Here is a 22258-nt window from a genome sequence, read left to right as displayed (position 1 = left end):
TGCCTGGTTCAATTTAAAGGTAAAGAAAAATAAAAAGTAGTTCCTCCTGTGGGGGCACTGCGTACACCGATAGTTCCATTGTGCTGCTTAATTATTTCAGCGCAGATATAAAGACCAATCCCCAGACCCTGAAAGTTTACGGACGATTCTTCCACACGGTAAAACTTATCAAACACGTGTTTTTGCCTGTTTTCCGGGATACCTATACCGCAATCGGTGACAAATACACTAACTGAGTCAGATTCATATTGTATGTCTACTGTTATACAGGGCCTATTGACTGAATATTTTATCGCATTACTGAGAAAATTGATCAAGACTTGCTCTATACGCCTCTTATCAGCTTTTATCATGTGGTTGATAAGATTGGGATCGTAATGAAAATAAAAATCAACATCGGCATTCATCTGTCTCATTGAGGATATAGTCTCTTCAATCAGGTTTTCAATTACAAAATCCTCTTTTCTTAAATTTAGCTGGCCGCTATCAATTTTAGAAATATCGAGCAGGTCTTTTATCAGCTCCTGTAATTTATCTACATGTCCATCTAGGGTAAGGAGATGTTTTTGGATAGAAGAAATGTCGTTTAAGCCGATCAGACGCATCATAAATTGCACATAACCCTTAATACTGGTCAGAGGTGTCTTTAGTTCGTGGCTGGCAATGCTCAAGAATTCGTCTTTCTTTTTTTCCAATTGTTTTCTGTGGTCAATGTCCGTCAGGGTTCCCACCCAAATTGGGCCCGATTCCTGCTCGCGTATCGGTGCTATGCGAAGAAGAAAATATTTGTAATTTTCTGCGCTAAGCTCTTTGATGCGGACTTCTTTTTCATAAACCGTTCTGTGTGACACAGCGTCAGTCCATAGCATTTTGATCTCCTCGTCATCGGGATGTGTGGGTGGAAAAGATTCAGCGGACCGAGCAAATCGGTACCATTGGGAATTGACAAATTTTATGCCCCCATCAAAATTTGCAGTGAAAGCCAGCTGCGGTAAGGATTCGAGTGTCAGGTGGAGCTGGTCAACCTGTTTTTCAAGGGCACGCTGGGCTTTTTTGCGTTCTTCGATTTCAGATAGAAGCTGTTCCTGCATTTTATTGAGAGCGACTGTCTTTTCATGGAGATCATAGAAAGTTTTGACTTTCAGATTCAGGATATCCGGATCGACAGGTTTAGTGACGTAATCATGACCACCGGAAGCATATCCCTGCGTAATGAATTTTTTGTCCTTGCTGACTGCCGATAGGAATATTATCGGGATATTTTTTGTTTTATTGAGGCCACGTAGGGTTGCTGCAACTTCAAATCCATCCATATCCGGCATCTGGACATCCAGAATAATGAGTACGTAGTCGGTTTTCAGGGATTTTTTTAGCGCTTCCTCACCAGAGAGGGCAGTATCCACTAAAAAATTTTTTGATTCTAAGAGCTTCTTTAATGAAAATATGTTTTCTTCTTGGTCATCTACAATTAAAATCATGGTTTCTGCATTTATGTTTAACGGTAGTTTGAGATTGTATAAGTAAATGTTAAATATACACAGTTTATTTGTATCAACGAATTCAACTCTGTCCTAAAGGGAAAATTTTTGATAAATTATAAAAGCCGGCAGCAAATATAGATTTAGCCGTTTATAAATTGGGGTAATATAGAAAATCGATACAAGTCTACCAAAACTAGCTTTGCGGTATTTTTGTTGATCATGTTTTCCTCATTAGTTCATATTTTGATTATTTATTCGACTCGGTTTTAAAACATTTTTGGAGGGCAAATGGTTGGGTAAAAAAGCAGATAGATTAGAAACAATTAGGTTGTTTTTAATCTATCATTAAGGATACTTAAAAATAAATGAACTATTGTAGCTTCAATAATGCATAGAAATAAACTCTAATTATCTGATATAGTATTTACTATCGTCTTAAAGCGTATGATTGATTTACAAAAAATATTTGCAGATGGGGTGGTCCCAGATCGAAAGTGCTGCAGCTAATTTTAAAGGGGGGATTACAGCTTACACGCTTGAAGAGAAAGTAGACCAAAGCACAGCAAAAATATGGAGAAAATATTTTGGTAACTTTTGAAGGAATACTTGCGAAGCTATTTTAGCGATTTGCGAAAAGGCCTATCCGCATTAACCGAACGATAAACCGCGAGGGAAAATCATTTAATGTTTACAGCAAGCCTGCTCATTTTTCGTGATTTTTCCTCGCAACTATATCTTAGGGTTTCAAAACTACTTTAACGCAATCGTCTTCTTTCTCATTGAAGATTTTATAGCCATGCTCCGCTTCAGTAAGCGGAATGGTGTGGGTGATAATATCATCGAGAACTACTTTATTTTCGCTGACGAGGTTGACAAGCTTGTCAATATAGTTAAGAACAGGGGCTTGACCCTGCTTAATGGTGATACCTTTATCAAAAATCCTGAATAGTGGGAAATTATCGTATGGTGAACCATATACGCCCATGATCGATACTGTTCCCATTCGTCTGACCGCTTCAAAGCACATTTCCAATACTTTTATCGACCCTTTTTCAAAATTTATCGTTGCTTTTACTTTATCCATAAAATTTCGTTCGGGCTCAAAGCCTACTGCATCTACGCACACGTCGGCTCCTCTTCCGTTAGTCATTTCACGAATTGCCTGAATAACATCTACTTTATGTGGGTTTAGGATTTCAACGTTATTGACTGCTTTCGCTTTCTCCAACCGATAGTCCAGTGGGTCTATAGCGATAACTCGACCAGCACCATTAAGCCATGCTGCTTTTTGAGCCATCAGGCCGACAGGACCCGAACCAAAGATTGCAACAGTTTCACCGCCTTTCAGATTTGCCCAATCAATCGCAGACCATCCGGTAGGAAAAATGTCTGTTAAAAACAAAGCCTGTTCATCAGTCAGGTGTTCGGGAATAATCCGAGGACTGATATCGGCATAAGGAACGCGTACATATTCAGCCTGACCGCCAGAATATCCTCCGTAAAGATCAGTATAGCCGAAGAGTGCACCACCTTTTTGATCCATCAAATCCCCGTTGGGACCATAGTGTTTAAAGTTTGAATTCTCGCAGGCAGGAGATGCTTCATGCGTACAGAAAAAACATTTTCCGCAAGCGATCGGAAAGGGGACTACTACACGGTCGCCTTTTTTTAGATTGGTGATTTCTGAGCCCACTTCCTCTACGATGCCCATAAATTCGTGTCCCATGATCAGGTTTTCCTTCTGCGGGACTGCACCGCTTAGAATATGTAGATCGGAGCCACATATTGCGGTCGCGGTTACTTTTAGAATGACGTCTCTTGGGTCAAGTATAGCTGGGTCAGGTACATTATCGACCCTGATATCGCCGGGCTTATGGAATACTGCTGCTTTCATAATTTATATTTTAGAATGTGTGTACATTTAACCAATTATTAATCTGTGTTTTAAAGGAACACATCCAAAACAACTTTGGTTCAAAAAATAATAGCACACAACTATTCACAACTCAATGAAGGGTATTTTTCTCAAAAGATAACGTATATGCAACATCAATATGTGTCAAACCATTAGGTGTTCGGTGATGTTCACGGTGAAAGAATAATTCATTAAATGAAGGTGATGAAGATTAAATAGAATAGGTTGTATGGCGGAATGATATTATTTTTAAATTCACTAGAATCAATCTCTGTCGAAGAGTCTTCGAATTGCTCTATTGTTTTTTTGAGTTCTTTCCGCTCGCAACAATACTAAGGCTAATCAATAACAGCAATGATAAGGTAATTAGGTAAGGTCTTTTGCTTTAGCTCAAAGCCGCCGAAGCCCGTTAACATGTAACCAATTAACAAGGGAGGCTTTTTATTTTTCCCTTTTCTGCTTTACCAGCACGATCCAATCATCTTGTACGCTTTCTGTAACCACCAATAATCGCGCATCGTCTATTGACAATAAATCGTCCTCCCAAAGTGGAGTTGTGCAAGTTCGAGCGAGCAATTGCTCCAGATTTCCTTTCATGGGTTTATAGGCATGCGCACCGCATTTCCGCCATAAGTAAGTGAAGTTTAAGCCAATCCTTTACTATAAATTATATCGCTGACAATGAATGTGATAAAAATTAAATCATTTCTCGCTGTTGATTGTTTGCTAATAATATTAGTAATTTTGAATGCAGCAATTACCAAAAATCAAAGGCGACAATACAGGGCCTTTGATACAATTGAAAAAAACATGGAGAGGAGTATAGTACATTGTGATCTCGATACATTTTTTGTATCTGTCGAGCGTTTGCAGAACAGCAAGCTCATCGGAGTACCTGTGCTCATAGGAGGAAGTAGTGACCGTGGGGTAGTTGCATCTTGTTCCTATGAGGCCCGCAAGTTTGGGGTGCATTCGGCTATGCCAATGCGGCTGGCGCTGCGCATGTGTCCAGAGGCGGTGGTCGTACGGGGCGATCACGATCGGTACAGTCATTATTCGGGTATAGTTACACAAATTATCGAGGAAGAAACGCCTATTGTCGAAAAAGCCAGTATAGACGAACATTACCTTGATGTCTCCGGTATGGACCGCTTTTTTGGCTGTTGGAAATGGACACAGAAACTCCGCCAGCGTATTATCCGAGAGACTGGATTGCCCATTAGCTTTGGCCTGTCGGTCAACAAGACCGTCTCCAAGATTGCCACCGGTACGGCCAAACCCTGTGGTGAAAAGCAGGTGCAAAACGGTGCCGAAAAAGGTTTCCTCGCACCACTATCCATCCGTAAAATTCCCATGGTAGGCGAGAAGTCCTTTACCTTGCTCCGAAATATGGGAATTTCCAAAATCGGAACCTTACAGCAGATGGAAGTGTTCACCATGCAAAAGGTCCTCGGGGAAAATGGGATCAACATCTGGCGTAAAGCCAATGGGCTCGATGATTCCCTCGTGTTGCCTTTTCGGGAGCAAAAGTCCATGTCCAAAGAAAATACCTTTCAGCAGGATACCATCGATATGGACGTACTTCGCCGAACGCTGATCAGTATGGTCGATATGCTCGCTTTCGATCTGCGCAAAGAGCAGAAGCTGACGAGCTGCGTTACCCTCAAGATCCGTTACAGCAACTTCGATACCCATACGCAGCAGTTGCAGATTGGCTATACCAATTCGGATCGAAAGCTTACCGATGTGGTACTTGCACTCTTCAAGAAACTCTATAGCCGCAGGATGCTGATACGGCTTATCGGGATCAAATTCTCCGGTCTGATCTATGGTTCCTATCAGACCGATCTCTTTGACGACAGTGCCGAGGAGGTCAACCTCATGCAGGCCATGGACAAGATCCGAAAACGCTATGGGGCCGAATTTCTGATGAAGGCCATCTGTGCACCGCTGCCAGAGAAAGGAGGGGAGCATGCTCCTAAATCTACATAGCTATTATAGCCTGCGCTTTGGCACGCTCAGCCTGCAGGATCTTATTTCGGGCATGCTGGCCGGCGGTTATGACACTGCCGTGCTTACCGATATTAATAACAGCTCGGGATCGCTGGATTTTATCAAACTGGGCCGTGCTGCCGGACTGAATTTACTGGCGGGAATGGAATTCCGCGCTGGCGATCAGCTTTGTTTTGTCGTCATTGCCAAAAACGAACAGGGCTTTCGTGAGATCAATGAATACCGCACCAAACTCAATCTGGAAGACAGCGCTATACCAGAGCGTGCGCCCGAATTTGAGCAGGTCTTTGTCATCTATCCCTTTAGCAAGCTTAATGGTTTTCCATTGCGGGATTTTGAATACATCGGCATCCGGCCCAGCGAGCGCACACGGGCCCAGCTGATGGACCGCAAGGTGCTCGATCGCTGTGTAATACTCGCACCAGTCAGTTTCCGAAAGGCCGACTATACCTTACATCGGCAGTTGAGGGCGATTGATAACAACTTGCTGATCTCGCAGCTCGGCGATGAGCAGATAGCTGCTGAGGACGAGGTATTTATCACTCGGGTTAAGCTGATGCGCTTATTTTCCGACTTGCCCCAATTGCTGGCCAACACCAACCGTATACTAGGCCAGTGTTCTTTCAGCTTTGATTTTACCAGCGTCAAAAATAAAGCAACCTTTACCGGTAACCGCTACAACGATAAGCAGCTCCTGCACAAGTACTGCATGGATGGCTTTACCAGGCGCTATGGCCGCAATGATCGGGTCGCGACCGAACGTATCCAGCGGGAGCTCGAAATTATCGAAAACCTGCGTTTCTCCAGTTATTTCCTGATTACGGACGATATCTGCCGCTATGCGCGTGGGCGCAATTTTCACTATGTAGGCCGTGGGTCGGGGGCCAATTCTGCTGTCGCTTACTGCTTAGGGATCACCGATGTTGACCCCATTGCACTCAAGCTTCCCTTTGAGCGTTTTCTCAATCCCAAGCGCAAGAGTCCTCCTGATTTTGATGTGGACTTTAGCTGGAATGAGCGCGACGAGATGTACGATTATATCTTTAACCGTTATCAGACCGGTCATACAGCCTTGATGGGCGCCATGAGCACCTTTCGCTCCCGGAGTATCCTGCGCGAGCTGGGCAAGGTATATGGGCTACCCAAGGCCGAGATCGACCGTCTCGTGCATGAACCCGAGCATATGCTCAACAAGAATGAGGTGACCAACACCATATTAAGCGTGTACAACCGCATGGCCGATTTCCCCAATCAACGCACCATACACGCCAGTGGCGTGCTGATCTCGGAGGAACCATTGACCTGTTATTCCGCAATGGACAATCCGCCTAAGGGATTGCCGACCATGCAGTTTGATATGTACGTGGCCGAAGATATCGGTTTTGAAAAGTTCGATATCCTTTCGCAGCGCGGTATCAGCCATATCAAAGATTGCCGTACCATTGTGCGCGAAAACTTGGGCGTGGTCATTGATACCGACAATCCCAAGCGTTTTTTTCAGGATGTCCATATCGCAGCGCAATTAAAATCAGCCAATACCATCGGTTGCTTCTATATCGAGAGTCCGGCGATGCGGCAGTTGCTCACCAAGTTACGTTGCGATGATTACCTGACTTTAGTGGCTGCCTCATCCATTATTCGTCCCGGGGTGGCCAGTTCGGGCATGATGGGCGAGTATATCCGTCGGCATCACGACTCCACTACAGTCGTCTATCCGCATCCTGTGTTCAAAGAACAGCTCGAAGAAACCTATGGCGTGATGGTCTATCAGGAAGATGTGATGAAGATCGCCAATGCCTATGGCGGGCTCGATATGGCCGATGCCGATGTGCTGCGGCGGATGATGTCGGGCAAATATCGCAGCAAAGACCATCTGATCGAAATTGAGGATAAGTTCTTTTCCAACTGTAAGACGAAGGGCTACCCCGAAAAGATTAGCCGCGAGATCTGGCGGCAGATGGAAAGCTTTGCCGGTTATTCCTTTAACAAGGCGCATTCAGCATCCTTTGCCGTAGAGAGTTATCAGAGTCTTTTTCTCAAGACCTACTATCCTTTGGAGTTTATGGTTGCGGTGCTCAACAATTATGGCGGGTTTTACAATCGTAAGGTCTATGTGAATGAAGCGCGAATTTCAGGTGGCAATATCTGCCTGCCCTGTGTCAATCAGTCGGTCTTTAATACGTCCATTCAGGGTAAGGATATTTACCTGGGTTTTGACTGCCTGCTCAATTTGGAAGGTAAACTGGCCCATCGCATTATTGAGGAGCGTGAAGCCAATGGCAAGTACACCAGTCTAGAAAACTTTGTCAAACGGACACAGACGGGTATTGAGCAGGTCGTTATCCTAATTCGTGTGGGTGCCTTGCGTTTTACGGGGACGGGGAAAAAGCAATTGCTGTGGGCTGCTCATCTGATGATGAGCAAGCATAAGCCTGTCGCAGCAGGTATGGCGCTCTTTGAGACCGAAAGCCGCAAGCCTATTCTTCCGCCTTTGGAAGAAAATATCTTGGAGGATTATTACGACGAGATGGAGCTGATTGGCTTTTGCGTAACGGGTACGCTATTTGATCTTACCAAAAGCGATTACCGGGGCGATATGCCCGCTCGGGAACTCCATCTGCATGAAGGAAAGATAGTCCGCGTGGTGGGGGATTTTGTCTGTGAGAAATTTGTGAAGACCAAGCGTGGCGACCTGATGAAATTCGGGACTTTCCTCGATGCTGAGGGGCGATTTTTTGATACCGTCCATTTCCCGCAGAGCCTAGCCAAATATCCGCTCCGTGGGGCCGGAATCTATTTGGTTGAAGGCAAAGTTATCCTTGAATACGGATGCCCTTCCGTTGAGGTGATCCGCTGTGCGAAGATGCCATTGAAACCTGATCCGAGGAGTGAGTAGTATTTTCTTTTGGATAAACGGGCAAACGCTCTGCAACGAGGATTGTTCTTTCCTCACAGGGATCACGTTGTGATGCGGTAAGGTACATCGTTATAAATTTAAAATCATTGCCCCATGGATCAACTTAGTTTGTTTGAAAATGAAGGATATATTTTTCCAGAAGATCTCCTGGAATTTGAGCCAAATTTTATTACCCAGCTAGAAGCTGATCAGCTGTTTGATTTCCTGTTCAGGGAAGTGCCTTGGCAGCAGACATCCAAAAAAATGTATGATCGAACGGTGCTGACCCCTCGGTTGACAGCCTGGTATGGTGATGAGGATGTAGACTTACAGCTGGCCGGAAAAATGATAGGCGTTAACGAATGGCTTAAGCCTTTAAAGGCGTTGAAGGAGCGGATAGAAAAGCGGTTTCATTGTACTTTCAATTCCGTATTGCTCAATTTATATCGTGACAACAATGATTCAGTAGCCTGGCACCGCGATCGTGAAAGCGAATTAGGCAACAGACCCGTGATTGTGTCGGTGAGTCTGGGGCAAGCACGCTATTTTGATTTCAGAAAAGTGGACGATCACAGCAAGAGGTATTCATTACTCCTTAAGCATGGCTCGTTACTATTGATGAAAGGTAATCTGCAGGAGATATGGGAACATCGCATTGCAAAATCCACGCAAAAGATGAGTGCACGTATCAACCTGACTTTTCGCCTGATCAACGAACAAAAGAGAAATAATATATAGGCATCTATTTAAGACCAGCTTTTTCTGTGCTCAACTTTTTTATAAAAGATCAAACGAAAGCAAATCAACCCTTGTTATATCCATACTTTCATAAATTAGGTTAATAACAGGTAGTAAAAACCTTGAGATCCCCCTCCTCAAGGTTTTTTTTTTTAAAACGAATTTTATATTTCTGTTGTCCTTTATACGAAAAATGAGAAGATTGCTTTTGCTGGCTTGATTTGCACTTGTTAGGCCAGCATTTTTTTGAAACCGACTATCCCATTATTGGGATCATAACTATATATCAGGGCTGGTTTATTCCGGCCTTTTTTAGGATATAAATCCTATCTTAGTTCTATGCTGTACAATCCCTTTGAACAAGTCACCAAAAGTTCGTTTCGCGAGCTCGTCGAGTCAGGCTATGCCGACTTTGTGCTGCAGCGTTTTGAGTGGCCCGATGTTAAGGAAAAGACAGGCTTTCTGCTTACGCCTTATGATGATAAGGAAGCCGCCGATCAGCATGCCCATCAACTGGGGGTAAAGGAGGGAAGAGCCTTGCAGCTGCCGCAGGATGCCGATAAGATCGAAAGCTTGTTGGAAGCAGGATCAGGCTATCGTATTTTTCTCAATCGTATCAAAGAGGAGAACTGGGATAAGCGTATGCTCAAGCTATACGAGAAAAATATTGTCAATTACCTGCGTACCAAGACCAGGTTTCAGCGCAAAAATCCGATCGATATCCTATTCTCCCTAGCATATGGTCGGGTAGTGGCTACCATTACCGATGGGCAGACCAAAAAGAAAGTATTTGCTATCGAGATCCTTCGGTAATCAGATCCGGTCCGAACCAGAAAGCAGCCATTTTCTTGTCGTAGGGCAATCCATATTTACAGCACAAATTGCGTATATTCGTATCAAAGCCAAACAAAAAAGGATACCATTATGTGCTGGGATATTAGCCTACATACCGATATTGAGATTATCAAAAAGACCTTTCCGCAATTGCGGGACGAGCGTCGTCAATTGGATTACAACTATGATTACCTGGAAAACGTCCAGGCCATTACCTTTCCCAAATATCCGATCCTGTATAAGGACAAGGACTCAAGCCAGCTTGCATTGACCGAGATGGAGTGGGGGGTATTGCCTACCTATATTGACGATCCCAAACTGCAGGCCGATCGGCGGCGCAATATGATCAATGTGCGTAGCGAGCGTATCCTGGAAGATAAAAAGTCCTATTGGTACCGCTTGCGCAAGCAACGTTGCCTTATCCCTGTGAGTGGTACCTTTGAGCATCGTGCGGTAAAGGGCTGGAAAAAGAAAGTACCTTATTTCATCGGCGAAGCGGGGAGAGAGCTATTCTATTTACCAGGTTTGTACCAGTGGCATGAGACGGTGGATGAGGATGGTGCGGTTGAACGCGTGGGTTCCTTTGGAATGCTTACAAGGGCAGCCAATGAAGTGATGGCCAATATCCATAATGATGGCCCCAACAAACATCGTATGCCTTTGTTCTTGCCTGAGGACCTCGAGCGTCAATGGATCGAGGATATAAACGAAGAAGATATGCCGCCGATTTTTCGATTTGAAATGCCCAATGAAAAGTTGAAACATTATCCAGTTTATACCTTGAGAGGATATCCAAACCGCCCAGATGGTAAACATCGTTATGAGCAATTTGATTGGGAAGGATTGCCACCATTGGGGAGTGATAAGGTGCAGACTTCGTTGTTTTAATCGAAGGCCACATATAGCTAGCACCTTAGTTTACTAAGGTGCTTTTTGCTTTTCTTATCCGCGGGCGATCCTATCTTAATTGTGTGCTATCCCATATAAATCTTTTGGAGGCGGCTGGTTAGCAATTCAATTTTTCCTTCCAAAATAAGATGATAAAAGTTTTCGAAACCATCCTGATAGATTACCTGTTCGAGCGATTTTATTTCATCTCGGATTTGATCCTTGAGTGAAGATCGTCTTGGTATTCATTTCCATAATAGGTTAGCTATTTTTAAATATTACGCCAAACTTCCTTTTACAAAGGTCGCGCGCAATGAAATTATTTTATTGTTGCAATTCCAGTTTTCAATTTATAGGCATTTCTTTACAGAAAAGGGCTCGAAAGACCAACCGACAATTTAATTGTTAGATCTGATATATTTCATTGCCCTCAGTCGCATAGGAGCTACTATAATTCAATTCAGCATTTAGCTCTATAGCAAAAGTTTTTGTGAGATATTCTAATTCTTCCATTAAAAAGGCCACTAAGACAGTTCGGATCTTTTCTATTTTATACGCTTTAGAATTTATAGATGCCACTAAGTACCTGTCTTTTGTTTCCTCCATTGGGGAAAGAGAGATACGATCGTTGTTGACTGAGTAGATTTCTATCCTGTCGTTGTCCGAATCTGTATTAAAAAACAAGTATCGACTCTCGTAAAAGGAGGCCGAGCCTACTTCATTTTTTAACTTCCCACATATCCGGAATGAAAAGTAGTCGGGCAAATTCCCGTCGGATTCATAGATAAGATCTAAATTCCGATTAGCTAACAGCAGCACAAGATAAGGTGAGCGAATTACTTTTTTTATCTCATTTAGAATAGTATAGAAGTCTTTTCTATAAAATGGTGCAAAAGCAATTCTAAATTCTGAAGGCTCATTACAGACCTGATGAAAGGTTTTTAGCTTGGCTTGAAGAGATTTATACATTGGGTATTTTGTTGATTTAGTTATATAATTTTAAGCTATTCATTATGACAATTCGTTGAAAGTCCTGTTAAGATAATAATTCTACTGGAGAAATAAAATTATAAACGCTAAGCCTGCTGGCCATATTAGGATTTCAGGTCAATACACCTATCAAAAGTGTCAAGATAATTTCCGAAGTGGTGGCTTTTGGTTCGTTCGATAATAGATATCTTCACTACTTAAAATTCTGATACCTCATATAAGTGAATATCCTACCCAAATATTTTGTAGGGGGGACTGCAAAAGTGGCAAATCGCTGCTGCAAATTTAAGGGTATCAACACGGATAAATATTCATCAAGCAATTGCTGCGCTATGGCTACATTGGTAGGAGCAAGCTTCCTACTCAATAGCTTTTCCACCTTGACCCATTCCCTCATTTCATGATCAGTAGATTCTTCCATAGTGTCTTCGGTTGTGCAGATAAAGGAGATCAGCTCGATCGGATTCTCCTCATTATGGTGAATGGCATTTTTAAAAGGCCGTTTGATTTTTACCGTCAAATTTAATTCTTCGAACAGTTCACGTCGTAATGATTCCTCATAAGATTCTGACGCCTCCACTTTTCCGCCCGGGAATTTTTTTTTTACTTTTAATGGTTTTATGAGATTATTATCGACCTATCGAATTCGTGTTTGGCATTAGTCGGCAAGTTCACCCTATACCAATTTCCCTTATTCCTTGAGGTTTCCTGAAAACATAAAAGCCAGTCCATTTTTGTATAAAGATGAAGGTCTTTCATACCAATGGTTTTGTGGTGCACAGTCATTAGGAACTAAATCATGTGATTTCAACAGTAGAATTCAAGAGTTTTCATGACTCAAAGTCACCAATATTTTTAGTGATTTGTTAAAAGCGATTTTAGAATCGAATTATTAAACTGAGCAAAATGCCATTGGGCGGCAAAGTGCTATAAAAATTATAGTCGTTAATTTCAAAAGCTAAGCGATACAGTTAAAAAATATTATGCACATTTGGTTCCTAAATTTTCCGTAAATTAGTGATACTAATTAACATATTATGAAAAGATTAAACCTATTAATTTGCATAGGAATATGCGTGTCATCCATTTCTTGCTCTTCCGTTCAGGAGATTCTTCCAGGATACAAAATGTATGCAGCGCCAAATGGTGCGGACAAGCCAGGTAGAATTTATAGGCTTGGCAATGACAAAAAAACAGATTTCTTAGTGGGCTATGTCGAAGTAAATCCTGCTGCTGAAGTTATTGTAATTCCAGAACGCGAACAGACGAAAACATTCAGTTTGGGTGCTTTAATGTCATTTGTTTCTGCTGGTGGGACAACTATTGGGGCAAATGGTGGCTTAAATATAGATCAGCTGTCGAAATTTAAAATTAAATTGAATGATACACATGTTTATAAGGTGAGCGATCAAGATATTGTAAAAATCTATCCTGATCTTAAAAAACGTTTAATGGATGATATTAAGATATTTGGTCATAAAGATCCGAAATATTTCATTGTTCGAGAAGCTGTCACAGCCAAAGAGATTTTTATACAAATGGATAAGTCTCTAACTTCGGATTCAAATGTTAAGGCTAATTTGGAAAAGCTGATAGACGGAAAAGCAAATGTAAAATGGTCTAACTCGGCCAAAGATGAAATAAAAGTGTCTCTGGATCAGGGACTATTTGTGTTCTATAAGCCAGAGCAGATTGTTTTAAGCAATAGTATAGACGGAAGTGGTAAAATAGCAATCACTAAGGTCGATAATGAGAGTTTACAATTATTATCTATCGGTGATTAGCAATGAAACTCATATATATATTATTTTTTTTGTCTATACTTTTCATTATCAACTGCTCACCTTCAAGGAGAAATTTAGTTCGTAAAAATCGAGCTGTAGAAGAAAAAGCGAAAGTTCTCTTGAAATGGTATGATACCCTTGTAAAAACGCCAACTTTGCATACTTATGTTTTTGAAACCAAAGTTTTTAATAAAAAAGACATTCCTGATCCCGACTTTGATTATATTTTTATCAATCCAAGTTGGTGTTTTGATGAAGATGCATGTGCTTTTCAAACGGATCGGGATCTAGTGAAGAAAGCCAAAAGATTTATGATTAGGGCTTACGGGGAAGGGTATGATTCATTATTTCTAAAGCCTGAATTAGAAAAAGCTTATACTTATCTAAAATCAAAAAATCTGAAATACGATAATGTATGGTTACAGGTTCCAGTGCAAAAGCCGGACAGGGCAAATGTAGACAGCATCCTCAAAGAAAGCTATCTACTAAGTCCAAAATTGCCAGCTTTTATGCCTGATGATGAGTTTAGAAAAATATTTAAAACCTCGTACGAAGATTATGACCGAACAAATCGACTAAATACATACTACAATATTAAAAGGGAATGGGTTAAGTATGAGCTTTTTCAAAAATATTACGCACAGGCATTTGAAAATATTTCAGAATTAGTAGAGTCAGACCGGTATAATCCCAAATTTAAGATGAGTGACCTTCCAGGACCAATGTTAGACTCTTTAAAGACTCGCTTTAATTATTTAAAAAGCTTACTACCTGATTCTCTGCAGCAAAAAATTTCATCAAGTACATTGAAGATAGGTTACCTATCGCAGCCTTACTTAGCACCTAAATTATATCTTGAAAATTTTGGACAAGACGTTTATATTTCACCGTTACTCATTCGAGCAGCTGTTATCAGTGGACTTCTAGACGTTTTCGAATATTCAAGCAGAGTTATAGGTTTTGAAAATCCAAGGTTATTTTCTGTTCTTTTGGTTGAAAATTATAATAATGTTGTGGAAAGATCCTTTAAACGGTCGAAACCTCGAAAAAGTTTGCTTTCAGTTGAGATGGATATTTTCTATCCACGTATCCAAGAGAAATGGAGAACTCAATTCGATTTCGTTTTATTGCACGAGGTTGGGCATATTATTGATAAAAAGTTCACGGAAGAACAATGTGATTGTTTTGCCATAAATATTTTGAAACGTAATTTTCCAAAGGTGGATCTAGGTATTTTTAACAATTTGGTTTTTACTTATAAAAATGACTATTGGGGGCGTTCGGATGATGAGTTAGTACGTGAAATTTTCAGAGAGCGATATAATGGAGCTATCAAAATGAGTGAAAGTCCAAAAACTATAGATTGTCTAAAAATTGCGTATTCGAAAAATTAATATTTTAAGTGAGCTAAAAAATATCGATAATAAATAATTGTAGTAATTCCAAATAATATTACACTTTTAGTTTAGATGAAAGCTCGAAGTTGGCACAAGATTGAAAATTTTAGATGGGAATACAATCATTACAGACTGGACAGCACACTGAATGATTTAACTCCCAAAGAATTTGTTAATTTACAGCTCACAAGGCCCGAAACTCCACTTTTGACTGTGTGAACAAGGGGGAGGAGGTCATAAGTTACTGCGAAATATGGTATTATATTTCCGAGGTAAGGTCTACAGTTCTTTCAAGATTGAAACACTGAAATTCAATAGAAAACCGTATTTGAGATACAAACTTTTGTCTTCGTAAATCCATCAACGGTTAGAGAAGCAATTAAATCATTATCTAATCTGGGTATTGTACAATGAAATCCCTGTAATCCTCAAGCATCCGAGTATTGAACGTTTTAATCTTATGGTTAGATCGCTTGAATATCAGGGTAAAATTATACCGATCACAGCTTTATCCTACAATAAGTTATGGAAGTACTTTTGGCACAATGTTTTATAATTCTTTTGTATTCAAAAGTCTCCCGGCTGGTAATCAATTAAAGAATAATCTTTATCAACAGGTATTTTTTAGAATATCTGTTCCTATTTATAACAGAAGTGTAGTTAAAAATAGCCTTTCTCAGAATGCAGTATTACGAAAGCAATTATTAAACAATTTAAGCGGCGAAAGATTACAGAGGAATAATCAGTTAAAGAATTATATCATCAATTGGCGGTCAAACTATAAGATGTATAATTCCAATGCCAGTATTTGTATTGCAATGAAAGGTGCACTTAATGATGCCGAAATTAATTTTAAAAATGGAAAAATCAACTACAGTGAACTTCATGATGTAAGAGCAAGATATTTGAGCTCCGAGCGTGAAAAGATAAGATCAATGTATAATTGTTATTTCCACAAATTTTTAGTAAACAACCTTATAAGCAATTTGTAATAAAATTTTAATAATAAATGAAAAAAATATTCTTTTTGACTCTTATGTCAACATTTTCCTTAGGTATAGCCTATGGACAAGAATCTCTTGAGATCTATAAAAAGACGGATACCGTTCCGAAAGTAGTCTACAAAGTACTTGATGATCGAGCGCATGCTACAATTGAAATCCAAGGCAAAGATTATTTGGATGATATTGTACCAACATTGAAAGCTGAAGGTATAAATTCGATAGGGCATAGTACTGAGAAGAAAGCTTTGGTGGTTGAACTGAAACCTGGATATAAACCAGTTTTAATAAATTTGTCTACATTAAAAAACAAATATACCAACGTAAAATCTGAACGAGTATTATTTAAAATTGATGACCGGTTTGTTCAACAGAATCCCGATGAAGTTTTAGTTGATTTTCTTTCCCCCATATCGTTTTGCGCTCTCCCTGCTCAATGTAATCACCTGATCATATTGCCAAAGGGTATTCTGTTCGTATAGTAAACGATATGATCAATAGTATCGATATCTAGTCACTTTTAACCGTATGAAGCTCGAAATTGTAGTAATCTTAATCGACAGGGTACTATTTTTTAAATTTCATGAAACCGTTCCCATTATTTGGGAGCGGTTTCATGAAATTTAGTTGCGTCTAACCGTCAAATACCTTAAACCTTTGCTGTAATTTGGGGTAACCAATATGTCCTCCTGTAGGAAGATTTCAAAAACCATTTTAAATATTTAAAGAGATGAAGGTATCAAAAACTAAATGTTTCAAAATAAAGGTATTAATTTTTCTCCTATTGACTGTAATTTCGATTCCGATAGTTGTAGCGCAGTCATCAGTTTTCCATCCAGAGGTTCAACTGGATTTTGTAGAATCGAAGATCAGACAAAAACAGGAACCCTATTGGTCTGCTTATCAGTCTTTGATCCGTTTGGCAGATTCTTTGCCGATGAATCATCACGCCGTTGAAAACCTAAGCATTCCTGGTTTCTACTCCGATAAGGAGAAACATAGGGAAGTGGCGATGTATTTACAGAAAGACGCATTTGCAGCCTACAGCGCTGCATTAGCCTTTCGTCTTAACCGGCAAAAGAAATATGCGAAGAAAGCTCTTTATTTTTTAAACGCTTGGGCTACTATTAACAAGAAATATGATCAGTTGGACGGCTCATTGGTGATGTCCTATGCTGGCTCTGGTTTGATGATTGCTGCTGGATTAATGCAGAATACAAAAGTCTGGAAAGCTAGCGAGCAGCAGCAATTTAAACACTGGACACACAACGTCTTCCAGAAAGCAACCCATAGTATCCGATCACGTCATAATAATTCAGGAGATTGGTCACGCTTTTCTGCTCTGTTAGCTGCGGCCTACTTACGTGATACCGCCGATTTCAATGTCACGACCAATCTTATTAAAAATGATCTTTTTGATAAGATTGCTGCAGATGGCCATATGGTCGAGGAAGTGAAGCGAGAGGGTAAAGGATTGTGGTATACTTACTTTTCTCTCGCGCCGTTAACAGCTTCGATGTGGACGATCTTCAATATGACCGGAGAAAATCTATTTTTTGTAGAGCAAAACGGAGCATCCTTATTAAGTGCACTGCGTTATTTGGAGTACTATACTTTGCATCCAGATAAATGGAGGTGGTATAAGAATCCCGATGTCGCTACTTCCAAAACCGTTACTGGTTTTTGGCCACCCAACCTTATGGAAGCCATGAAAGATGTTTACCGGGAAGAAGCATTCGAGACTTTTGCAGCTTGTTACAGACCCATTATATTTCAAAGGCATCATTTCGCTTGGACTTTCCCAACGTTAATGCCGCTCGATTTTGATCAGTATAAAAGCAGAAACTAAAGGCAATCGACACTATTGGAAATTATAGGAGATGCGGTTGTTGGTAAATATTTTAAAATAATATAAATTGATGAAAATAAGGTTTTTTATTGCGTTAAGTATACTCGGGCTTTATCCAGAACTATCAGCTTGTCAAGGATTAGTAGGTGATAAGGAGGCACGGAGTGAAAAAGTGGTTCAAGTTAGGAAATATTTGGATCGGGTCGCTTCCTGGCAGTTGGATAGTATTGAAAATAAGGGGTTACGTCATGCTGCCCGTGAATGGACGTCGGCGACTTTATTCACTGGTATGATAGAGATGACGAAGCTGTCAGGTGGAGAACGTTATGCCAGGTATCTCGAGTCGGTAGGAGAGCAGTTTGATTGGAAAATGTATGCGGACAAATATCGGTATTATGCGGACAATTATTGCGTTGGGCAATTGTATACCTGGAAATATAGTCACGATAAAAATACAGGTTATATAGCGGATTTCGCCCGTTTAGCAGATACATTGGTACGTCGTCCGCATAGCGAATCCCTGGCTTGGAAAAATGATATTGCACTTCGAGAATGGGCTTGGTGCGACGCCCTATTTATGGGGCCACCAGCACTTTCTGCAATTTATAAGGTTACGGACAACCTACAATATCTCGATTTGGTAGACACGCTGTGGTGGAAAACTACAAACTACCTTTACAATCCTAAGGAAAGCTTGTTCTATAGAGACCAAAGTTATTTTGATAAAAAGGAGAGCAATGGTGAGGATGTTTTTTGGTCTAGGGGAAACGGCTGGGTTTTGGCCGGGTTGGTTCGTGTCCTAAACGATATGCCGCAAACTTATAAAAGCCGCGCGAGATGGGAGGGCCTTTATCGTAGTATGGTACAGCGGATTGCATCTTTGCAACAGAATGACGGTTATTGGCGGACGAGCTTGTTGGATCCCGAGCTTTACCCCGCAAAAGAAACCAGTGGAACAGCATTATTTACGTATGCGATAGCTTGGGGCATCAATAATAAACTTATCCTTTCCAAAGATTATGAGGCTGTCGTATGGAAGGGCTGGAAGGCACTCCGTAGTGCGGTGCATCCCGATGGTAAATTGGGTTATGTGCAGCAGGTAGGCGAGGCTCCCGGCGAAGTTAGCTATGAAGATACGGAAATTTACGGTGTAGGTGCCTTTCTTTTGGCGGGTAGTGAGTTGTTGAAGCTCTTGCAAAAAGAATAGTCTAGGGCGAGTGACATGAGCAAAGTTTTCGTTAGGTTGGATTTTGACAGCGAGAAAAATTTATTATTATCGTCAGGGGAATTACAAAAGCTATTTTCTTAGCTGTGGAAAAACAGAAAGTTGTAAGGCAATAAATAGGTTGGTATCAAGATTGGTCGTAGGGATTTCTACGGCCAATCATCCGAGCGAAAAGATGCCACAGGAATACCTTCAGTACGATATAGTTCGCCAAAACACCAGTCATGAAAAGCATACCGCACAGCAACGGGCACCTGTACGGCAGTTGAAGTAACAACAATACGGTTATTTTGGAGTACAGCTGTTGCTGGATGAAAGATCTGGTCAGCGCCCGCTAGTTCAAACTGGGTTAATGGTTTTCCGTAGCTCGTGAGCCCCATAGGACAATGTTTCATTGAAACAAAGACAGTATCATTAAGGATGACGATTTTATCCAAAGTTGGTGTCTGATAAGCTATTCCATGTTTTTGATAGTGGCTACCCAATGCCCAGCTTGCCAATCGCTGAGCTACAAACGTTTTATTGGCAGGATGGATATTGTGCATTTCACCTATATCTATCGTAGAAACCATTCCTGCATTCGGGAGGCTATCTTGTGTTTTGAGCTGCATTTCGCGAAGACGAGGTAGTAAAGTAGCCTGTCCAGCAGGATATTGCATAGGAGCTATCTCTACATAATAAAAAGGCCATTCTCCCATATCCCAGCTCTTTCTCCAATCGCGGATCATATTTGTTTGTAATTTGTTGTAGTCATAATAATTATATCGGTTTTGTTCGCCTTGATACCAAATCACACCAGCAATGCGAAATCCGATGAGTGGGCAGATCATGCCGTGATAAAGATTGCCCGGCTGTTGGTGTGGCTGCTTTCCAATTGATCTATTCGGTAATTTTTGCCCTCTTAGTGACTTTTCTACAAGGGAGGGCTTCATCCAGGCTTCAATTGCTGAACCGCCCCAAGTGGCTTGAATAATACCTACAGGCACGTTAAGATGCTGTTGCAGGTACTTTGCAAATTGGTAGCCCAGCGCACTGAACCTGACGACCGAAGCCGTATTTGCTACAGACCAACTTCCCTTTAAATCAAACTGGGCATTTTCCGCATGTTGTCTTTCTACCTGGAAGAGACGAATTTGATCATTGGGTGACTCCAATAGCATTTCTGTCGCATGAAGAATAGGCTGGCCGTAATAACCCTTTACGGGAATGTCCATATTGGATTGACCTGAGCATATCCAAACTTCACCGATCAAAACATCGTGCAATGTCAGTGTCTCTTCTTGTTGTATTTGAATCTTATAGGGACCACCAGCTTTTGGAGTTTCGACCCATAGTGACCAATTCCCAGCTTGATCTTTGAATGTTTGATATCTCTTTCCATCCCAGGAAGTTTGTATCTGTATTTTCTTTTTTGACGTGCTCTTACCCCAAATCTTGACCTTACTTGATTGCTGCAATACCATGTTATCTGCAAAAAAATGTGGTATGGTTAAATTTGCTAAGCTTAGTTGGCAAGATATTAAGCTGCATATAAAAGCAAAGATGTATTTCATGAATTGAACTTTCTATTACTTGTAAGTTTTGCTATAAATCCAGCAATGATCAAGACGGCCAGTCCGACAGCCATGACCATATACGAGAATTGTGTAGTTAATGCCCCGAGAACGATGATCCCGATCCCGACTACTGCCATAGAAGCGGCGATAACCCTAATTCCAAATTGATTCTGTTGCTCGGTATCGGCATGTTTTTCATGGTGTTTTTTGGCGATGGAATCGCTATCTTCGATTTTTATAGGAACTAGTATATGTCGCGCTATTTGACCGGTTGAAAGATAATACAATTCAAATACGGATAATATAAGAATTGGAATTCCCATACCAAATATAGTTTCCATGGTTAAATTTAACTTCAATCCCAAGGTGTCAGGGGCAATTGTTTTTAAAAATAGATTTACTGCCAAAGAAATGATCGTAGCGCAGACGACCGAAAGCCCAGTTTGTCTTTTTGAAAATAAGCTCCATATAATGGGAGCGAAGAGTGCACCACCGGCAATGGATGCAGTGCTCAGTACCACATTGACGATCCCTCCAGCAGAAGGTATCCACATGGCAATTAGAATAGTACCTATGCCAAAGATCAAGGTGAATAATCTTGCTACGGCGATAACTGACTTTTCAGAAGCTTCAGGTTTGATAAGATTCTTGTAGATATCTTGTGCAAATACTGTTGCTGCCATATTAATTGTGGTGTTAGCTTTACTTGACGTTGCCGATACCATGCCTGCCAGAACCAAACCGATAAGCCCTGCGGGCATTACCTTTTGGATAAGCATCATGTAAGCATCTTCTACCTCCAGTCCTGCTAGATTGGGGTTAATAATGCGATAAATCATAGGCGGGAGCATCCAGATTAATGGACATATAAAATATAAGATGCTAAAAATACCCGATACTTTTTTTGAGTCTTTAGCTGTGCCTACACTGGTGTACCGTTGTACATAAGACCAATTCCCGCCGAGATAGAATGTTTGGTATACAATAAAAGCTAACATAAAGCCAATCGTATATTCTTCATTAAAAGGTTTGAAAAAATCTTTGGGTGCCTCGCGAATCAAGGTATGAAAGCCGCCAATTTCACTGAAAGCAATGGGAATCACAATGACTACTGCGGCCGACAATATAACGAATTGAACTACATCAGTTACCAAGACTGCCCATAATCCGCCGGCAGCGGTATACAAGATGATAATCAGTCCAATGATTACAATGCATAAATTAACGGGCAGATCGGCAGCGACGTGAACCATCTTTCCTACGGGATAGAGAACTGCGGCTGTAGTGAATAAGCTTAATAGCAAGGTCATATAAGTATAAAACTGCTTTTCCTTCTGACCAAAACGCTTCCCTATATACTCTGCGGCGGTTGCCACACCTGTTTTTTTCCATCTTGATGCGATAAAGAGAGTTACAAGCAGACCGCTAATAGCCATGGTCAACTGGATGGCATTCGCGATTAATCCGTGTCTGTAAGCTATCGATCCCCAGACAACAAATGTGCCTGCGGAAAAATAACTAATAAAAAGAGATAGTCCATTGATCCACCAGGGGGTTTCACCCCCTGCCTCAAAAAAAGCTTGTCCAGTTCTACTTCCTACACGCGTAAAAGTAAGCCCAATAGCAAAAATCAACAGGCTAAAAATGCCCATCACGATATAGTCTAACTGTATCATCCGATAATTTTTTTA

At 40.9% G+C, this 22258-nt stretch carries 19 protein-coding genes; 12 read left to right on the top strand and 7 right to left on the bottom strand.

The genetic code is table 11. The features are described from left to right. Positions 1–8: 8 nt before the first annotated feature. Positions 9–1478 carry a hybrid sensor histidine kinase/response regulator gene (locus B4N43_RS12275; RefSeq protein WP_286734971.1) on the bottom strand — a complete coding sequence of 490 codons (1470 nt, stop codon included), beginning with the start codon at positions 1476–1478 and terminating at the stop codon, positions 9–11. A 475-nt stretch (positions 1479–1953) separates the two neighbouring features. Here B4N43_RS12275 and B4N43_RS12270 point away from each other — a divergent pair, with 475 nt between their 5' ends. After that, positions 1954–2079, top strand: a complete 126-nt coding sequence (locus B4N43_RS12270; protein ID WP_262507993.1) for a hypothetical protein — start codon at positions 1954–1956, stop codon at positions 2077–2079. Positions 2080–2217: 138 nt separating this feature from the next. On the opposite strand, the gene B4N43_RS12265 is transcribed toward B4N43_RS12270, so the two are convergent. Beyond that, positions 2218–3375 carry a zinc-dependent alcohol dehydrogenase gene (locus tag B4N43_RS12265; protein WP_070568391.1) on the bottom strand — a complete coding sequence of 386 codons (1158 nt, stop codon included), beginning with the start codon at positions 3373–3375 and terminating at the stop codon, positions 2218–2220. 462 nt (positions 3376–3837) lie between these two features. Continuing rightward, complete coding sequence (locus B4N43_RS12260; RefSeq protein ID WP_286734964.1) at positions 3838–3993, bottom strand: hypothetical protein; 156 nt, start codon at positions 3991–3993, stop codon at positions 3838–3840. Between the two features lie 213 nt (positions 3994–4206). Between B4N43_RS12260 and dinB the strand changes: the two genes are divergently transcribed. The 5 genes from dinB (at position 4207) to B4N43_RS12235 (ending at position 10765) form a co-directional block, all read left to right on the top strand. After that, complete coding sequence (gene dinB, locus B4N43_RS12255; protein WP_286734962.1) at positions 4207–5388, top strand: DNA polymerase IV; 1182 nt, start codon at positions 4207–4209, stop codon at positions 5386–5388. Then, the gene (locus B4N43_RS12250) at positions 5369–8305 is read left to right on the top strand and encodes a DNA polymerase III subunit alpha (RefSeq protein WP_286734959.1); all 2937 of its coding nucleotides are present in this window, start codon (positions 5369–5371) and stop codon (positions 8303–8305) included. The genes dinB and B4N43_RS12250 overlap by 20 nt, the downstream gene beginning before the upstream one ends. Positions 8306–8419: 114 nt before the next feature. Further along, complete coding sequence (locus B4N43_RS12245) at positions 8420–9043, top strand: alpha-ketoglutarate-dependent dioxygenase AlkB family protein (protein WP_286734957.1); 624 nt, start codon at positions 8420–8422, stop codon at positions 9041–9043. Positions 9044–9382: 339 nt separating this feature from the next. Next, on the top strand, positions 9383–9856 hold the full coding sequence (locus B4N43_RS12240) for a hypothetical protein (protein ID WP_286734955.1): 474 nt from the start codon (positions 9383–9385) through the stop codon (positions 9854–9856). A gap of 111 nt (positions 9857–9967) precedes the next feature. After that, positions 9968–10765, top strand: a complete 798-nt coding sequence (locus B4N43_RS12235; protein WP_286734954.1) for an SOS response-associated peptidase — start codon at positions 9968–9970, stop codon at positions 10763–10765. Between the two features lie 405 nt (positions 10766–11170). Here the strand turns inward: B4N43_RS12235 and B4N43_RS12230 are convergent, their stop codons facing one another. Continuing rightward, the gene (locus B4N43_RS12230; RefSeq protein ID WP_286734953.1) at positions 11171–11734 is read right to left on the bottom strand and encodes a hypothetical protein; all 564 of its coding nucleotides are present in this window, start codon (positions 11732–11734) and stop codon (positions 11171–11173) included. 214 nt (positions 11735–11948) lie between these two features. Then, entirely contained in the window at positions 11949–12377 is a 429-nt protein-coding gene (locus B4N43_RS12225) for an NUDIX domain-containing protein (RefSeq protein ID WP_286734979.1), read from the bottom strand. Between the two features lie 415 nt (positions 12378–12792). Here B4N43_RS12225 and B4N43_RS12220 point away from each other — a divergent pair, with 415 nt between their 5' ends. The 6 genes from B4N43_RS12220 to B4N43_RS12200 all read left to right on the top strand — a co-directional run bounded on the left by B4N43_RS12220 (position 12793) and on the right by B4N43_RS12200 (position 18993). Beyond that, the gene (locus B4N43_RS12220) at positions 12793–13539 is read left to right on the top strand and encodes a hypothetical protein (protein ID WP_286734951.1); all 747 of its coding nucleotides are present in this window, start codon (positions 12793–12795) and stop codon (positions 13537–13539) included. A 2-nt stretch (positions 13540–13541) separates the two neighbouring features. Beyond that, positions 13542–14933: a hypothetical protein gene (locus tag B4N43_RS12215; protein ID WP_286734950.1), complete on the top strand. Its 1392-nt coding sequence runs from the start codon at positions 13542–13544 to the stop codon at positions 14931–14933. A gap of 446 nt (positions 14934–15379) precedes the next feature. Beyond that, positions 15380–15928, top strand: coding sequence for a TolC family protein (locus B4N43_RS25505; protein ID WP_414711898.1), 549 nt, complete (start codon positions 15380–15382; stop codon positions 15926–15928). Between the two features lie 17 nt (positions 15929–15945). After that, positions 15946–16419, top strand: a complete 474-nt coding sequence (locus tag B4N43_RS12210; protein ID WP_286734948.1) for a hypothetical protein — start codon at positions 15946–15948, stop codon at positions 16417–16419. A gap of 248 nt (positions 16420–16667) precedes the next feature. After that, the gene (locus B4N43_RS12205) at positions 16668–17786 is read left to right on the top strand and encodes an alginate lyase family protein (protein ID WP_286734945.1); all 1119 of its coding nucleotides are present in this window, start codon (positions 16668–16670) and stop codon (positions 17784–17786) included. 70 nt (positions 17787–17856) lie between these two features. Next, entirely contained in the window at positions 17857–18993 is a 1137-nt protein-coding gene (locus B4N43_RS12200; RefSeq protein WP_286734942.1) for a glycoside hydrolase family 88/105 protein, read from the top strand. A gap of 167 nt (positions 18994–19160) precedes the next feature. Here B4N43_RS12200 and B4N43_RS12195 read toward each other — a convergent pair whose 3' ends face one another. Together B4N43_RS12195 and B4N43_RS12190 are read right to left on the bottom strand one after the other, a co-directional pair. Next, a complete protein-coding gene (locus B4N43_RS12195) occupies positions 19161–20474 on the bottom strand; it encodes a sialate O-acetylesterase (RefSeq protein ID WP_286734939.1) in 1314 nt (437 codons plus the stop codon). An 86-nt stretch (positions 20475–20560) separates the two neighbouring features. Next, complete coding sequence (locus tag B4N43_RS12190) at positions 20561–22243, bottom strand: sodium:solute symporter family protein (protein ID WP_286734938.1); 1683 nt, start codon at positions 22241–22243, stop codon at positions 20561–20563. Between the last annotated feature and the right edge of the window lie 15 nt (positions 22244–22258).

This window comes from Sphingobacterium sp. UBA1897 (assembly GCF_002337775.1).
In the GTDB taxonomy this organism is placed as follows: Bacteria; Bacteroidota; Bacteroidia; order Sphingobacteriales; family Sphingobacteriaceae; genus Sphingobacterium; species Sphingobacterium siyangense.
Note: the sequence above shows the minus strand (reverse complement) of the source record. Positions and strands in the feature narration are given on the sequence as shown.

What these genes read in the sequence shown, in the direction of transcription:
- B4N43_RS12275 (WP_286734971.1), bottom strand. Translation starts at nt 1,478, where the DNA reads ATGATTTTAATTGTAGATGACCAAGAAGAAAACATATTTTCATTAAAG.
- B4N43_RS12270 (WP_262507993.1), top strand. Translation starts at nt 1,954, where the DNA reads ATGGGGTGGTCCCAGATCGAAAGTGCTGCAGCTAATTTTAAAGGGGGG.
- B4N43_RS12265 (WP_070568391.1), bottom strand. Translation starts at nt 3,375, where the DNA reads ATGAAAGCAGCAGTATTCCATAAGCCCGGCGATATCAGGGTCGATAAT.
- B4N43_RS12260 (WP_286734964.1), bottom strand. Translation starts at nt 3,993, where the DNA reads ATGAAAGGAAATCTGGAGCAATTGCTCGCTCGAACTTGCACAACTCCA.
- dinB (WP_286734962.1), top strand. Translation starts at nt 4,207, where the DNA reads ATGGAGAGGAGTATAGTACATTGTGATCTCGATACATTTTTTGTATCT.
- B4N43_RS12250 (WP_286734959.1), top strand. Translation starts at nt 5,369, where the DNA reads ATGCTCCTAAATCTACATAGCTATTATAGCCTGCGCTTTGGCACGCTC.
- B4N43_RS12245 (WP_286734957.1), top strand. Translation starts at nt 8,420, where the DNA reads ATGGATCAACTTAGTTTGTTTGAAAATGAAGGATATATTTTTCCAGAA.
- B4N43_RS12240 (WP_286734955.1), top strand. Translation starts at nt 9,383, where the DNA reads ATGCTGTACAATCCCTTTGAACAAGTCACCAAAAGTTCGTTTCGCGAG.
- B4N43_RS12235 (WP_286734954.1), top strand. Translation starts at nt 9,968, where the DNA reads ATGTGCTGGGATATTAGCCTACATACCGATATTGAGATTATCAAAAAG.
- B4N43_RS12230 (WP_286734953.1), bottom strand. Translation starts at nt 11,734, where the DNA reads ATGTATAAATCTCTTCAAGCCAAGCTAAAAACCTTTCATCAGGTCTGT.
- B4N43_RS12220 (WP_286734951.1), top strand. Translation starts at nt 12,793, where the DNA reads ATGAAAAGATTAAACCTATTAATTTGCATAGGAATATGCGTGTCATCC.
- B4N43_RS12215 (WP_286734950.1), top strand. Translation starts at nt 13,542, where the DNA reads ATGAAACTCATATATATATTATTTTTTTTGTCTATACTTTTCATTATC.
- B4N43_RS12210 (WP_286734948.1), top strand. Translation starts at nt 15,946, where the DNA reads ATGAAAAAAATATTCTTTTTGACTCTTATGTCAACATTTTCCTTAGGT.
- B4N43_RS12205 (WP_286734945.1), top strand. Translation starts at nt 16,668, where the DNA reads ATGAAGGTATCAAAAACTAAATGTTTCAAAATAAAGGTATTAATTTTT.
- B4N43_RS12200 (WP_286734942.1), top strand. Translation starts at nt 17,857, where the DNA reads ATGAAAATAAGGTTTTTTATTGCGTTAAGTATACTCGGGCTTTATCCA.
- B4N43_RS12195 (WP_286734939.1), bottom strand. Translation starts at nt 20,474, where the DNA reads ATGGTATTGCAGCAATCAAGTAAGGTCAAGATTTGGGGTAAGAGCACG.
- B4N43_RS12190 (WP_286734938.1), bottom strand. Translation starts at nt 22,243, where the DNA reads ATGATACAGTTAGACTATATCGTGATGGGCATTTTTAGCCTGTTGATT.